19 protein-coding genes are annotated in these 12,512 nt (G+C 41.9%); 6 read left to right on the forward strand and 13 right to left on the reverse strand.

Annotated features, from left to right (window positions below):
• Position 1: 1 nt before the first annotated feature.
• The 6 genes from LIX84_RS05550 to LIX84_RS05575 all read right to left on the reverse strand — a co-directional run bounded on the left by LIX84_RS05550 (position 2) and on the right by LIX84_RS05575 (position 4,767).
• On the reverse strand, positions 2-1,795 hold the full coding sequence (locus LIX84_RS05550) for a putative pyruvate/2-oxoglutarate dehydrogenase complex, dihydrolipoamide acyltransferase (protein ID WP_021454674.1): 1,794 nt from the start codon (positions 1,793-1,795) through the stop codon (positions 2-4).
• Entirely contained in the window at positions 1,785-2,351 is a 567-nt protein-coding gene (locus tag LIX84_RS05555) for a hypothetical protein (protein WP_033907881.1), read from the reverse strand. The genes LIX84_RS05550 and LIX84_RS05555 overlap by 11 nt, the downstream gene beginning before the upstream one ends.
• A 390-nt stretch (positions 2,352-2,741) precedes the next feature.
• Entirely contained in the window at positions 2,742-3,164 is a 423-nt protein-coding gene (locus tag LIX84_RS05560; protein WP_226420870.1) for a hypothetical protein, read from the reverse strand.
• A gap of 243 nt (positions 3,165-3,407) precedes the next feature.
• Positions 3,408-3,989 carry a hypothetical protein gene (locus tag LIX84_RS05565; RefSeq protein WP_226420871.1) on the reverse strand — a complete coding sequence of 194 codons (582 nt, stop codon included), beginning with the start codon at positions 3,987-3,989 and terminating at the stop codon, positions 3,408-3,410.
• Positions 3,990-4,176: 187 nt separating this feature from the next.
• Complete coding sequence (locus LIX84_RS05570) at positions 4,177-4,512, reverse strand: type II toxin-antitoxin system RelE/ParE family toxin (RefSeq protein ID WP_226420872.1); 336 nt, start codon at positions 4,510-4,512, stop codon at positions 4,177-4,179.
• A 12-nt stretch (positions 4,513-4,524) separates the two neighbouring features.
• Positions 4,525-4,767: a type II toxin-antitoxin system Phd/YefM family antitoxin gene (locus tag LIX84_RS05575; protein WP_020840902.1), complete on the reverse strand. Its 243-nt coding sequence runs from the start codon at positions 4,765-4,767 to the stop codon at positions 4,525-4,527.
• Between the two features lie 483 nt (positions 4,768-5,250).
• Here LIX84_RS05575 and LIX84_RS05580 point away from each other — a divergent pair, with 483 nt between their 5' ends.
• From LIX84_RS05580 to LIX84_RS05615, 6 genes are all read left to right on the forward strand, one after another.
• Entirely contained in the window at positions 5,251-5,571 is a 321-nt protein-coding gene (locus tag LIX84_RS05580; protein ID WP_226420873.1) for a YbjQ family protein, read from the forward strand.
• A gap of 134 nt (positions 5,572-5,705) precedes the next feature.
• Positions 5,706-6,452 carry a hypothetical protein gene (locus tag LIX84_RS05590; protein ID WP_065969353.1) on the forward strand — a complete coding sequence of 249 codons (747 nt, stop codon included), beginning with the start codon at positions 5,706-5,708 and terminating at the stop codon, positions 6,450-6,452.
• 149 nt (positions 6,453-6,601) lie between these two features.
• Positions 6,602-7,177 (forward strand): hypothetical protein, encoded by a 576-nt coding sequence (locus LIX84_RS05595; protein WP_226420874.1) that lies wholly within the window; start codon positions 6,602-6,604, stop codon positions 7,175-7,177.
• A 134-nt stretch (positions 7,178-7,311) separates the two neighbouring features.
• Positions 7,312-7,791, forward strand: a complete 480-nt coding sequence (locus LIX84_RS05600; protein WP_025562236.1) for a hypothetical protein — start codon at positions 7,312-7,314, stop codon at positions 7,789-7,791.
• 159 nt (positions 7,792-7,950) lie between these two features.
• Positions 7,951-8,586, forward strand: a complete 636-nt coding sequence (locus LIX84_RS05605) for an MltR family transcriptional regulator (protein WP_226420875.1) — start codon at positions 7,951-7,953, stop codon at positions 8,584-8,586.
• Positions 8,587-8,936: 350 nt separating this feature from the next.
• Positions 8,937-9,134: a hypothetical protein gene (locus tag LIX84_RS05615; RefSeq protein WP_154216400.1), complete on the forward strand. Its 198-nt coding sequence runs from the start codon at positions 8,937-8,939 to the stop codon at positions 9,132-9,134.
• A gap of 351 nt (positions 9,135-9,485) precedes the next feature.
• Here the strand turns inward: LIX84_RS05615 and LIX84_RS05625 are convergent, their stop codons facing one another.
• The 7 genes from LIX84_RS05625 to LIX84_RS05655 all read right to left on the reverse strand — a co-directional run bounded on the left by LIX84_RS05625 (position 9,486) and on the right by LIX84_RS05655 (position 12,474).
• Complete coding sequence (locus tag LIX84_RS05625; protein WP_020840915.1) at positions 9,486-9,695, reverse strand: hypothetical protein; 210 nt, start codon at positions 9,693-9,695, stop codon at positions 9,486-9,488.
• Positions 9,696-9,699: 4 nt separating this feature from the next.
• Positions 9,700-9,984 carry a hypothetical protein gene (locus tag LIX84_RS05630; RefSeq protein WP_021453067.1) on the reverse strand — a complete coding sequence of 95 codons (285 nt, stop codon included), beginning with the start codon at positions 9,982-9,984 and terminating at the stop codon, positions 9,700-9,702.
• Complete coding sequence (locus LIX84_RS05635; protein ID WP_226420876.1) at positions 9,971-10,471, reverse strand: hypothetical protein; 501 nt, start codon at positions 10,469-10,471, stop codon at positions 9,971-9,973. Before LIX84_RS05635 ends, LIX84_RS05630 begins: the two co-directional genes overlap by 14 nt.
• A gap of 10 nt (positions 10,472-10,481) precedes the next feature.
• Positions 10,482-10,874, reverse strand: coding sequence for a hypothetical protein (locus LIX84_RS05640; RefSeq protein WP_020840918.1), 393 nt, complete (start codon positions 10,872-10,874; stop codon positions 10,482-10,484).
• 104 nt (positions 10,875-10,978) lie between these two features.
• On the reverse strand, positions 10,979-11,407 hold the full coding sequence (locus tag LIX84_RS05645; RefSeq protein ID WP_025541757.1) for a hypothetical protein: 429 nt from the start codon (positions 11,405-11,407) through the stop codon (positions 10,979-10,981).
• Between the two features lie 242 nt (positions 11,408-11,649).
• Positions 11,650-11,946: a hypothetical protein gene (locus tag LIX84_RS05650; protein WP_021454335.1), complete on the reverse strand. Its 297-nt coding sequence runs from the start codon at positions 11,944-11,946 to the stop codon at positions 11,650-11,652.
• 69 nt (positions 11,947-12,015) lie between these two features.
• Positions 12,016-12,474, reverse strand: a complete 459-nt coding sequence (locus LIX84_RS05655) for a Ref family recombination enhancement nuclease (protein WP_020840922.1) — start codon at positions 12,472-12,474, stop codon at positions 12,016-12,018.
• Between the last annotated feature and the right edge of the window lie 38 nt (positions 12,475-12,512).

Raw genomic sequence — 12,512 nt, forward strand, 5'->3', positions numbered from 1 at the left:
CTCACTTAGTACGCCAATCGCTTGATCGCTTGGTGCGTGGCTGTAACTTGGTCATGGTTCTAGGCATTCGAACAACCATTTCTAGCGCAATCGCATAGCTCATCACTTGGTCATCAAATGCGCCTTCAATTGCGTTCATGCTTCCTTTGGAGTCATAAACGTAGGTATTCAGCTCTGTAACTGTCCCGATCCATCGAATGCCCGACGTATTATTGCGCAATTGCTCATTTAAGTTTGAAATAATTATCGGCTTGGATTTACGAGTGGTAAGCCAGCCTAATCGTCCTGTTTCTTCGTCCTCGTCTTCCTTGTCGTGGTGTTCTTCTTGGTAGATTCTGGATATTGGATAGATATCGCGTAGAACGTTTAAAACGGCGTGGCCGTGGTTGTTTCGTTCTGGCGCAGCGTAGGCCGCTCTGCCGTTTTTACCTGCGTACATCTTTCCAATGATTGCGATAATCTTTGCAAACTGATCTGTGTCGATATGACCAAACCAATGAGCAACTTGATTGCCAGTTTCGTCCAGCACATCAATTGAACCTCTGTCCCCATGTTCCAGACCTTCCGCAACGTCAGCGCCAAGGGCGTAATCCTTTTCTGGATCAGGCAATTCCCAAATAAGCAAATAGCCCTGTAGTCCGTTCTGCATGTTCTCGCTTTTACCTTCACGGTTTACGCTATCTCGAACATCAAACATTGCGCCTGTCTCTGGATTAACGTCATAGACAAGCAACGGCTTGGAGCAAGCTGACTCCGCAGCCATACAGGAAGGAGCGCTAAATACACGACGGCCTGACGTTAAGAACGCCTCTTGTGGTGTACTTGGATACTCTTGTTTTGTGTACTCTTCGTAGTGGTTATAGGTTTCGACATACCACTGCTTTTGCTCATCCGTTAACGGTCTACCCAAGTGACGGATCACGAATGGCTCAATCGACTTAAAGTATTCAATAAAGTATTTGGATAGCTTCAATCCGCCTAATGGCAATGGTGAGTAATATCTAGGATGAGTGAACCAAGGAATGAATCTAAAGTGAAAGTCTTTAGCACCCAACTTCACTCCGCTATGTGCTCGTTCCTCGGCTTTCTTACACAACTCAAAAAAGAGTCCTGCCGCGCCTTCTGCCGTCGATTCAATAAAGAGTTTGCAACCTTCGTGAACAGTAGGCATCGAACCTGTTTGGATCTCTTTGGCCTTTTGTGGGTAACCTGCACAAATACGGCCCAACTCTGAAATATGTAGAAACTGCAACGTACCGGAACGGAATGACGTTGCAACACGGATTCGTGAACCATTGGAAAAACTGAGTCGGCCACCGTTAGCGCCACCAGCTCGTTGAACTACACGAATGCGAGAACGCAAGTAATTAGGCAAATTGTTATATGGAAAGACAACCTTTGTCTGGAAGATAGCGCCAGCACTTTCCAAATCCTGCGCGATAATACCTGCGGCATAGTTCTTATTGAATAAACACGAGTCCAGCGCGTACAAGTCGATAAAGGTACTAAAGCCCAACTGACGCGCTTTAAGAATCAATTCAAAGGTATGGGCTGTTTCAAAGAGATCTCTCTGAGCGTCACGCATTCGAAACGTGACAACGCGACCTTTATCATTCTCTATCTTGTAAAGGTTGTTTAAGCGCCATTCCTTACAGGTCATATAGTTCCTGAAGTAACGGCGCTTCTCTGGCCGTGAAAGCGCTTTGAATTGCTGATCGGTAAGCGCTGGCATAACTAGGTTTATGCCACGGCCATTAATAGAATCCTTATACGGCTGAATACCATCATTCATCATCGTTCAACACTCCACCTTTATCTTTGAAGCGCTGAATGATTTCATCGTCATCCAAATCTTGAACTTCATCTAGCAACATACCTAGATCATCATCGTCGCCTAGACCTTCACGTTGTTTCTGGTCGAGATCATGACGAGCAAGCGCAGCTTGAGCCTTAGCCTTGTCAGTATTCGCTTCGGCCAACGCAATGCCTTTGCGTTTAAGGTTGGTATCAACTTCGACTTGTGTGGTTTGAGCGATAACCTTGCTTATTGCTCGATTGGTTAATCGACGGTTCGCCATTTGGCCCTCTAAATACTCAAGCTTTCCGGTGTGGTGGCAAACCATGCCAAAACTCGACTCGATTCGTTTCTCAAGTCGATCAATAAACTCCTGCTCTAGTTCTGTAGGTTTATCACCACGCTCTTCCAGCTCTTTGAGGAAGTCGGCTAATTCATCTTTGTATTGCGTGTAGCACTCAAGCGCCTGAAGAGCGGCAAGCTTATGCACTTCTAACTTAAATTCGTCATCGACTTGATGAGAGTATTTAACTAGGTTGCCAAATGCTTTAGTCATCAAGCCATGCACGAAAGCGTTGCTATTTCCCTTTGGAGCGCCAGCGCCAGCTCGACGGCCACCGTGTCCATTTTTGGCACTTGATTGATTCGCGGTTTTCTTGCGTTTGATTTTGGTTTTGGGCGGTGTGATCCCTTTGGGTTGTAATTTTTCGCCCTGAACTTCTTCGTTGTTCGCGTTCTGTTCGCTTGGTTTGTTCTCTTCTCTCTGTAACAGTTTGTTATTTAAGTATTTTCTTGCTGTGGAGTAGACTAAACCATTGCGAACACAAAACGTCTTAACGTCAACGCCAGTTTCTTCGTGTTCGCTAAGGTATTGTTTTTTTAATGCGTTCCCAATTAATTCTCGCCACTTCTCTAACTCCGAGTGTTCAATTGCGTCAACATATTATCACTGTTCAATGCTAATTATTTCCGTTCGATGACAAAAGGCACGTTCTAACCAACCTCTAAGCTGGCCTAAGTTGTCCGATGCAATCTCAATAACAATCCAGCCTAAAAGCTGCGCTTCGTTCATCTTCTCTCTGTCGTTTGCAAAGCCAACGCCGCGAGTGTGACGCCCATTTGAATGAGTACCGCCGTGAATCTCCAAGGCAATCTTTAAGTCGGGCCAAGCGTAATCCATTCGCCATTTGCGAGTCGGATGAAATAGAACTTCAGTTTGATATGGTGGCAAGCCGATAAGGTTGCGCTGAACACGCGCATGTAGCTTCTGGTAAGCCTTGCTAATGTCCCTTTGCTGCTTGGTCGGTGTTTTGGCTTGGCTTTCGATAAAAGCCTTTCCTAAGTGTCTGACGGGGATATAAACGGCCATATCTGTTCTCACCTGTGAACTTTATGACACGAATGATAACAAAAAAAGCCAGCGTTAAAGCTGGCTTGTTTAGTTTAAATACATGTTCGAGGATTATTTTTTATTTTTAAATACATCTCGTTTACGAGCGATGAACACACCCATAAAAAGAATGGCAAAGTATTCCACGATTATTAAGATGCAATTGAACATTTCTTGAGTCATTACTTCAGCGTTCATGCTAACAACCTCCCGAACAAACAATTACTCTACATCTACATGGTTCATGTGGAACTCAATCAGATATTCCTCATCTTCTTGGTAGAACTGCAAAGAGTAGTCTGAGCGTTCGATACATTTGAATTTGCTGTTCTCTTCCATATCCGGCGCGTAAAAGTCGTATTTCTTGTTTAGGAATGCTTTCACTCTTTCTTTGCTAGAGAAGTAATTAGTATGCGTTGATAGCGGTTCACCTCGATTAGTAGAAACGCGCACCACTTCATAGATAGTAATGCCTTGGCGGTATTCTGGACGCTCACACTCAAACACTTCTAGGCGGTTTTGCTTCCAAGCAAGGGCTTTGATTGCGTTACCCTTAACGGCTTCCAATGCTTCACGCGCTTCGTTCTCTGAATCCCAAGAACCACACCAGCAGTAAGCAATGTCTAAGCAATCTTGTTGGATTGGTGACGCTTCGTTGTAGAAGTTACAAACGGCCTTTGCAGTTGCCTCAACGCCAGATTTAGAAAGATTCATTAGTAGATTGCCTGTTTGCGCCACCAGCTCTTTAAGATCAGCAATAGCAGCAGTAGCAAGTTTGATTTGTTTTTCTTTTAAGTTGGTCATTTTGGTCATCCTCGTGTCGAAAGGTGCAATTTTGTTTGCATGTAAAATATAGCCCCGACGTTTTCGTTTGTAAACAAAAAGAAACGAACGAAAACAAAATATTTTTTGAGGATGATCAAAAAAGGCCGCTATTGCGACCTTTAGGCATAAAAAAACCGCCTCGAAAGGCGGCTTTTAATCATCAGTTTTATAAGAACCGGATGCAGTAATCCACTAGGGTTTTCTGCAAATCTTGCTTATCACTAATCAAAACCATGGCGTAAACCGTATCTGTCGCATCGTCGTATTGATAGATAAGTTTGAACCCATCAAAACTAAACTGACGAAAGTGATACACCCCAAGCTGAGTTAGCTCATAACAAGCCGGATATATGGCCGGATTGCTCTCAACGTTCTGCTCGAACGTCTCAATCAAATTTTCAATTCTCTCTACTACGCTAGTGGAATCATTCCATTGTGAGTAGTAGTCAATACGTTCTTCTGCTGTGTTAGCGAACGTTTCCGTATAAACAATATTGGCCATCTTATGGTCACCTTATGATTTCTTGGCGGCCAACCTCTCCTTAAATGAACTCGATGACATCGTGCGGCCTTGAGCTACGTCCTTGCTACTGATAGTAACAAGCTTCATCAAGGCTACTGCTTGATCGCGCTTTAGTCGTTCTTCGTATGATTCCACCACATAAATCGGCTTACCGTTTTGTGTGATCGTCATCGCTTCATCTAGTGGGAGATCGGCTGCATTTTTCTTTAAATAGCTTACCGTCTCAGTTCGCATGGGTTTCTTCCTTCGGTATAAGAATGTAAACCAGCTAAATTTAAAAGTTAGTCTGGGTTCATTTGTTTGCGTTACTAACTATACACCAAAATCTATATTAGCCCAAATTTAAACTAAATTTAGCTCACATCCAACTCGGATTGATCGATTAAGTGCTCTTTATGCTTATTAACCATAAAACGACTACTTGAAGGAGCTTTTGCAATAGGCATTGCAAACTCATTTATGCCCTATTGTTGGTTATCACTGAAGCGAATTAACTTCATTTGGATGAAGTCTCCCTTACCGACAGCTACCCAAGGTCGTCGAAGTAAGCTTTTTAAACTATCCGTCATTTTGCAATTTAATATCCATCATCTCTCATTAACCTATTGATTATCAATTGAACTGTAATTGGAAAGATTGCATTATAGGAGTATGGAAGACGGCTAAAATCCGTATATAGAAAGCGTTATGCAACAGTAATTAATAATGGAGAAAGTAGTGATTGTAGTTACCACTAATGAAATACATAAAAAAGAGATTTGTGCTTATCATGGTGTTGCAAAAGGGGTCGTTACTAAGAAACCTAATTTAAAGCAAGTTTGGAAGAGTGGGATGACTTTCACAGGCAATAACGACGACGCCTTGACGAACGTATCAGAAGAAGCCAGAGAACAAGCTTATGGCTTGATGATAGAAGACGCAAAACGGTTAGGTGCTAACGCAATTATAGGTATGAGCTACGACTCGGTTTCAGCACAAGAAGGCAGAGTTGAGGTAGTTGCATATGGTACGGCTGTAACGGTCGAGCAAGTTGCATAACAAAGCGTTCAAGAAGGATTTGGCACGCGTGGCATTTCAGTTTGCGGCAAGTTTAGTGGTTAAGGTGTTATGCGGTTACTTTTGTATTGCGTGCCTACGCCCCTTAACGCGACGTTATGTGCTTTAGGGTAATAATGAAGAATAACGAAAAATTCAAAGAACAAGTTGAATCAGTAATGAAAGAGCCAATGGCTGTTGAACCTACTGATTATGAAGAAAAAATAAGGCGAAACTTGATAATCGCTTCAAGCATTACCTTAGTGATGCTCAAACTTGGGCTTATGCCCGCTGCTGATTCAAGGTTTTTAGGGGGAATGAAGTTTGACAATTTAACCCCTGATACAATCTATACGATTCTGTTCGTTATTGTTGCATATGAGCTTGTCCATTATTCATGGCTACTAATCAACAAGTTTTCATATTGGAGAATTAGACTGACAGGAACCAAACATACTGAGTTTCGAGGGAACAGAGGCTCAATGGGAAGTACATATGAGCGGCTTGATTTTACGGGTAAAAGCGAAAATTCTAATCTCTATGTTTGGATGTTAGAAAATAACTCTGCTTCGAATTCAGCTATTGAACAACTCAATAAACACTGGTTGGAAGTTGAAAGTCTTTGTCAAAACATAAAATCAGATTCCTCCGAACAATCAAAGCTTAATGACTTGTTAAAAAAATTGAATGATATAGATAATACTATTAAAGGTTTGGAGCAACACCTTACGAACATTCGTATTTCTGCTTCACTACATAGATTTGATAATTGGTATCATTTTTTAGTTCGTAGCCAGAGCGCTAGGTGGCTAATTCTCGATGTTGTTTTACCTGCTTCAATCGGTATATACAGTTTATATTGTCTAAGTGATGCGTTATTTTGAAAACGCACATAAAAAAGCATTTAAGAGTGATTCCCAACGCTTAGTATTTTTGGTGATATCGTTGGGTTTTGTGTTTACGGTTGCATGGTTTAGTTTCGTGGTAGCGTTGCTCACACCTTAATGCGGCGTTATATTTAATGGAGAATCTGATGGAGTTACCAGCCACGGTATTTGTAGCCGGGGGGGCAATTATAGCTTCTTTAATAACAGGGCTAATTACGTTCACGAATATACTGATATCAAAGGATCAAAAAACGTCAGAATTCAGACAAGACTGGATCGACCGCGTAAGAGGTGAAGTTTCTTTGTTTACGTCTTCGGTGGCTGATTATACCTCCCACCTTGTAGCTAAAAAGGAAGATCCTGATGCATTAGATAAATTCTATGATGACAACATAAAATTAACTGGTGAAATAACTCGTAGCTACAACTCGCTTAGACTTCATTTGAACAAAGTCGACGATAAAGAAATAGTCGATATTTTAGGCGATTTGTATGAGTTCGCAGCAAAAGGTGAAATCGACTTCGAGGTCGAAGATGTTACAAAAAAAGAAAATGAACTCATTTCTCTAACACAAGATATGTTAAAGAAAGAGTGGACGCGCGTTAAAGCCGGTGAAAAAACATATCAATTTATGAAGTGGTTCGGGCTCTTTATGATTATTGCTCCACTTTTAGTCATTGCTATGAATTATCAGTATATTGCTACATTTTGGGCACCGTAGTTAAAAATATAACAAACTGCTCAAGAATTATTCGGCACACAAGGCTTTTTAATCTGCGTTAGTTTTAGTGGTTACGCCTATATACGTAAGCACGACCCTCACACCTTAACAATGCGTTATGTGCAAGGAGCAAAATGGAAACTTTAGAAATAGCGAACAAAATGTATCAATACCTAAGTTCGCTGCCAATTGCAGGGAAATACTTTGCTGACAATACTCCTATAATCATAGGTTTTTTGGGCATGTGGTGTTTTGGGCTTTTAATTGCTCGTGTTACACCAGTGCAAACGCTTATCCGTCGAACTAGCGAAGAAGCAAATGGTGATTTGCAAGAAAGTGATTTGATTCTTCTATTACCACTAAATTGGCGTCTACTGTTGTATAAAATCATCTTACCATTGCAGATTCTAGCTGTTTTCATGCTGGGCTTTTTGGTTGTTATCGTTGGTGGTGGTTTTATGGAAACGCTGTTTCTGGAATCATCAGCCGAGAAGTTTTCCAAGCTAGCAAACTCATTTCTATTTTTATTGTTTATTGGTTGGATTTGGAATTTACAGAGGTTGTACTTGTTTCAATTGGCTAGATTTATTCGTTGCAATCGGGATAACACATAACAAAGCGTTTAAGACAAATTACCACCGCTTGGCCTTTTCGGTTTGTTTTTAATTTAGTGTTTACGGCACTATACTTTAAGAGCAGTGGTCTACATAGCTCACCACTTAGCACCGCGTTAGGTTTTAAAGCACAATCTAAATGATCAATAGGAGGTAAGCTTGGAAATTGATAAGGTAAATCTTACGAAAATTGTCCAAGATTTAGGTGCAGATCTTTTAGGAGACGCTGAAAGTGAAGCCGCCAAAATGTTTAGGCGCATAACAGATTTCAGACAGACCATTACCTCTGAGTCTGATCGTGGTTGCGCTTTAATGGCAGCGGCGTATATAGATGAACGTTTAGGTGAGTTGTTACGTTCATATTTTGTCGATGATTTAAAAGAAGTCAGTAAATTGTTCGAATTCAATGGTGCTTGTGGGACATTCTCGTCCAAAATAGCACTAGCTTACGCCTTAGGCCTTATTTCAAAAAATGTACGCTCAGATCTGACTCTATTAAGACGAATTAGAAATGACTTTGCTCATGTATCTAAGCCAATTAGCTTTGACGAAAATCCTATCATATCTAGGTGCCATGAACTGAAGTTGTACCCTCACCCCAAAGAAATCCCACCTCGCTCACGCTTTTGTCGTTCGATGATGATAGCCGTTACACAGATTGAAACTACACGGGCCGATTTGGAAAAATGCACCGTAAAGGAAGACTATAATGGTGAACATTCAGCCCAACTAGCTCAAGCCTTTACGACAAAACTTGATGAGGTCCTAGGTACGGATTTTGCGGAGCGGTTATAAACCAAACAAAAATATTTAAGAGTGATTCGGCACGCGTGGCACTCTTGTTAAGCCTCAGTTTTTAGTGTTTAAGGTGGTATGCGGTAACTTCGGTATTGCGTTGCTCACACCCTAACAGGACGTTAGCTTTAAATGTGGAAAATAATACTGTGTTAGATTGCATTTTCAATTTGATTTTAAGCGTAGTTTCTGGAATTTATGCAGGACTAATAGTTTCACGGTTTGTAAAATTTGAGGATATTAGAACAGAGGTGAAGCGAGTTGTTCATGACATTGACTTCATGAATGAAGGTCCAAATGGAGAGATTGTCATGATAAATGAACCAAGAATTAACGACTTACACCATTGCATGTCAGAGCTATTATACCTAAAGCACAAAAATGCAGCGAACATTGTTGGAAGTCTAATCGACGCAATCAGTAATGCTAAATCCCACTCGGGGAAACCGACTGGTGATGTCGGTGATTTTTACCAAACATGGCAAAGCATGGTCAGAAAGATGACTCCGGATCTTAAGGTATTACTTAGTCTGAAACCCAAGGTGTAATTAATAAAGCTAACAAACAATTTAATAGTGATTCGGTACGCGTGGCATTTTTACTATACGTTAGGTTTAGTTTTTAGGTAATATGCTTGGGCTTCGGTGTTCCTCACACCTAAAAACGGCATGATACTATTTGAAGGCCGTGGTGGAACATCAGTTTAAATTTCGCATCGGAAGTCGGCTCACTTGATGTCCAGTATTAATGGTTACACAGTGTGACCCTAGCCTCGCTAAGTCTTCAGGGAAAGAACAGCGTACACACACGTATACACGGTATGTACGCTCTACATGCATTCTTTCACACGCAAATAGACATGGTTTTTACTGAATACTCAATCTCGGTGGCTGATATTACTATCGTTCCAACATGGAAAGTTTGTTTTCGATATCTTTGGCAATGACTTGCAGCTTGCTAGAAAGCCGTGATCGAATGATGCACATAAGAATCTGCTTATCTTTTTTGTACCAAGTGTAAAGCGTATTACGGCCTCGCCCCGACTCGTCCTCAAGGTCGGCAACTGTTAAACCAAACTGCTTTAAATACTCCGCTAGATCGTATCCCATAGGCTCACACCGTCTTTAGATGCTCATTACACTCTTTAATAACGTCCACCAGCTTCTCTATCGTTAAAGAGCTGGCCGAACGCCCCTCAAATTCAGCAAATAACTCATGCAATACCATGCACTTTGTTTGCTGCTTTAGAAACTTTGCTTCGTCTAGCATTCGGGTAAGACGCTTGATTGCCTCTGCCTTGCGAATAACTAACTGAACCGCGCTTAACTTAGGCGCACTCAAATAACCGATCACGGCACCTAAATCGCGCTCTAATTGCTTAATCTCACTCACGCTCATCGGTTTTTGCCTCTTCTTCGATATATTCCGAAACAGTCTCGCTAAAGAACACCGTGAAATCCGCACGAAAATCACTAGGAACGTCGCAACCAAGCTCCATAACGTATTCGCAAGCTTCCGAGAACTTAGGGCAATCTGGATACATCAGAATGATTTTAGCCAGTTCAAAACACGTAATTTCTGCGTTTTTTTGACTGACGGCATGATTAACAAGCGATTGCCAAGCAATGTGATTCATCACTGAGTAATTGCAAAACTGCGGCTTAGTTTGAATGGCCGCTTTAACTAGAGTCGGCAACGTTCCGGTGCGCTCTGCAATTACGTTCGCCAGAATGGTTTTCATTGAGTCGCAATTTAAGTCAAACCATAGGGCGTCAAGCTCCGCTTGGTCGCTGTAGGCTAGTTGGACGTAAGCGCTTGCAAATTCTGGATTATCAAAACCAAGTTCGTCTTGAAAAACAATGGTCGCTGCGTCAATGGTATTCACTACTTTCTCCTTAGCTGTCTTGCTTACTAACTTCGCCTAGTTCGGCCTCTTCCGGTGTAACTGCGTCGATAACAGTTATCTGGCCGGACTCTTCAAGCAACTTACTGAGTCGGGCCACTTCTTCTTGTAGTTCTTTGATTTGGCTTTCTTGTTGCTTGGTTCGGAGTAAGTAGTAATTCGAGTTAGCGATACCAAAAGAAATGTTTTCCATAACGATGTTCGATACATCCTCATGGTCATGTAGAAGAGCCAAGGCTTTAGCCGCTGCTAAGGAACAAAGCTCACTAACGCTAACAGGTTGCAGCGTGTTGGCTTCCATCTGTTTAAGTAGTGATCTTGATTTCGAAAGAATCCCCTCTGCTAGTAGCTGTTCTTGCGTTGACAGTACAATCTCGCGTGTCATAGCTGGATATTTCCTCGTTGTTCTCGTAGATAGTGACAGACTTGTACGAACCGACTAGCTTGGCTAGCCGGATCATAAACTCATCAAGGTTTAAGCGTTTCGCATCAGTGAATACGATTTGACGAGCTTGAAGTAATTCGGATCTTTTCTGCTCCGTCGTCTTTTGATTCGTCGCTTTCATTGTGGTGTTCAGAATCCTTGCATTGGCAATCTTCACAATCGCACTCTGTAAGTTTCACGCTGCTCAAATCCACACCTGCCATCTTTGCAAGAGCAATAGCTGTTACCTTTGGAAGAAGTTGAGGCATAAGCTCTTTGATCACCTCGTTCAAAGCACAACCGATGTGATCAGCGAGATTATTGTTAACCGTAGGAAACTGTTCGTGTTTAATGCCTAGACCTACTCTTTCATCATCCTGAATCTCTGGATTAATGGTTAAGGCGATTTTAAAACCGTCCCTTTGCACAAACTCTTCAAGAAAGTTCATTAGTTCTGGTCGTGTTTTGCTGTTTAGCACTTTTTGGTCGGTCATTTGTTCATACCTATTTGTTGAATTAGCCACAAAGGGCTTAGAAGAAAGCCGCTCGTCATAAGCAGCGTTCCAATCAAAAAAATTATGGTCGATGTCTTACTTGTTAACTTTCGATTCATAGAATCATAGAACGACAACACCGAAATCATAAAAAGAGCGTGACCAACAGAGAAGATCACGAATCCAAACAAAACAACAATCAAGCCTATTTTCCCCTGTGTTTTGTCTGGTAATACCTTGCGTCACTTTGTGTTGCGCCATTGTGCCATAGCAATAATTTCTTTTGTTGGCGCTAGCTGGTGGCGACCAAATGGGATTTTGTTTTGTCGCATTATCTCGATGACTTTAGGAACTAAGTGGATACTTAGCCCTACTACTCGGTAATGCTCAATCTGTGGAATTGCTCGGCCTAGCTCGAACGCTAGGTACTCAACTGCATCTTGCTCTGAGCAATGTCTATGGATAGAAAGGAGACGAATAGCTGCGTTAAATCCTATTGCCGCGATTTCATCTCTCGGTGAAATTTTGTTTTTGGTCATGTCAGTCATACCTTGCAATATTCATTGAACAAAAATAATTGTATCCGTTCGATGATTATACAAACAAACCTAAATATTGGAATTTATGTTTTCAAAAATGTTGCGTTGCTTCGCGTCCTCTCGCACCAACTCTTCAAAGCTCCATATTCCGGTAAGCTCTCCAATCTGATCGAGCGCTTCTAGTGGCAATTTAGACCACGCATATTCCACCAGCTCTAAATCTGTACCAACCTTGTTGAAGAATAATTGCTTGCGACTACCTAGCGGATCGTGTCGCACTGGTTCGCCTTCTGGTATTGGGTTGCCGCCAGTTGCGCCTCGATGGTGAACGGGACAAAGGCCATAACCAAAAAAGTGAGCTAGTGGCTTAACCGCACCTTTCTCACTCGAATGATGAAACTCAACGTATTCCAACGGTTCAGGCCAATCATTCGGGTGACCAAGCTTATCGCAAGCTATACAACCACAACGTTGAATCACGGCCTGTCCATAGATCTGTTCTGCCTTTGTCGGTTTGCGACCTTTCATTGCTCTTCTCCTGTTTTCTAGGCACAAAAAAAGCGCTG

Source organism: Vibrio sp. E14, assembly GCF_020515785.1.
Lineage (GTDB): Bacteria > Pseudomonadota > Gammaproteobacteria > Enterobacterales > Vibrionaceae > Vibrio > Vibrio diabolicus.

What these genes read in the sequence shown, in the direction of transcription:
- LIX84_RS05630 (WP_021453067.1), bottom strand. Translation starts at nt 9,984, where the DNA reads ATGAGCGTGAGTGAGATTAAGCAATTAGAGCGCGATTTAGGTGCCGTG.
- LIX84_RS05650 (WP_021454335.1), bottom strand. Translation starts at nt 11,946, where the DNA reads ATGACCAAAAACAAAATTTCACCGAGAGATGAAATCGCGGCAATAGGA.
- LIX84_RS05600 (WP_025562236.1), top strand. Translation starts at nt 7,312, where the DNA reads ATGGAAACTTTAGAAATAGCGAACAAAATGTATCAATACCTAAGTTCG.
- LIX84_RS05625 (WP_020840915.1), bottom strand. Translation starts at nt 9,695, where the DNA reads ATGGGATACGATCTAGCGGAGTATTTAAAGCAGTTTGGTTTAACAGTT.
- LIX84_RS05640 (WP_020840918.1), bottom strand. Translation starts at nt 10,874, where the DNA reads ATGACACGCGAGATTGTACTGTCAACGCAAGAACAGCTACTAGCAGAG.
- LIX84_RS05590 (WP_065969353.1), top strand. Translation starts at nt 5,706, where the DNA reads ATGAAGAATAACGAAAAATTCAAAGAACAAGTTGAATCAGTAATGAAA.
- LIX84_RS05560 (WP_226420870.1), bottom strand. Translation starts at nt 3,164, where the DNA reads ATGGCCGTTTATATCCCCGTCAGACACTTAGGAAAGGCTTTTATCGAA.
- LIX84_RS05555 (WP_033907881.1), bottom strand. Translation starts at nt 2,351, where the DNA reads ATGACTAAAGCATTTGGCAACCTAGTTAAATACTCTCATCAAGTCGAT.
- LIX84_RS05615 (WP_154216400.1), top strand. Translation starts at nt 8,937, where the DNA reads ATGTCAGAGCTATTATACCTAAAGCACAAAAATGCAGCGAACATTGTT.
- LIX84_RS05565 (WP_226420871.1), bottom strand. Translation starts at nt 3,989, where the DNA reads ATGACCAACTTAAAAGAAAAACAAATCAAACTTGCTACTGCTGCTATT.
- LIX84_RS05655 (WP_020840922.1), bottom strand. Translation starts at nt 12,474, where the DNA reads ATGAAAGGTCGCAAACCGACAAAGGCAGAACAGATCTATGGACAGGCC.
- LIX84_RS05645 (WP_025541757.1), bottom strand. Translation starts at nt 11,407, where the DNA reads ATGACCGACCAAAAAGTGCTAAACAGCAAAACACGACCAGAACTAATG.
- LIX84_RS05595 (WP_226420874.1), top strand. Translation starts at nt 6,602, where the DNA reads ATGGAGTTACCAGCCACGGTATTTGTAGCCGGGGGGGCAATTATAGCT.
- LIX84_RS05575 (WP_020840902.1), bottom strand. Translation starts at nt 4,767, where the DNA reads ATGCGAACTGAGACGGTAAGCTATTTAAAGAAAAATGCAGCCGATCTC.
- LIX84_RS05550 (WP_021454674.1), bottom strand. Translation starts at nt 1,795, where the DNA reads ATGATGAATGATGGTATTCAGCCGTATAAGGATTCTATTAATGGCCGT.
- LIX84_RS05570 (WP_226420872.1), bottom strand. Translation starts at nt 4,512, where the DNA reads ATGGCCAATATTGTTTATACGGAAACGTTCGCTAACACAGCAGAAGAA.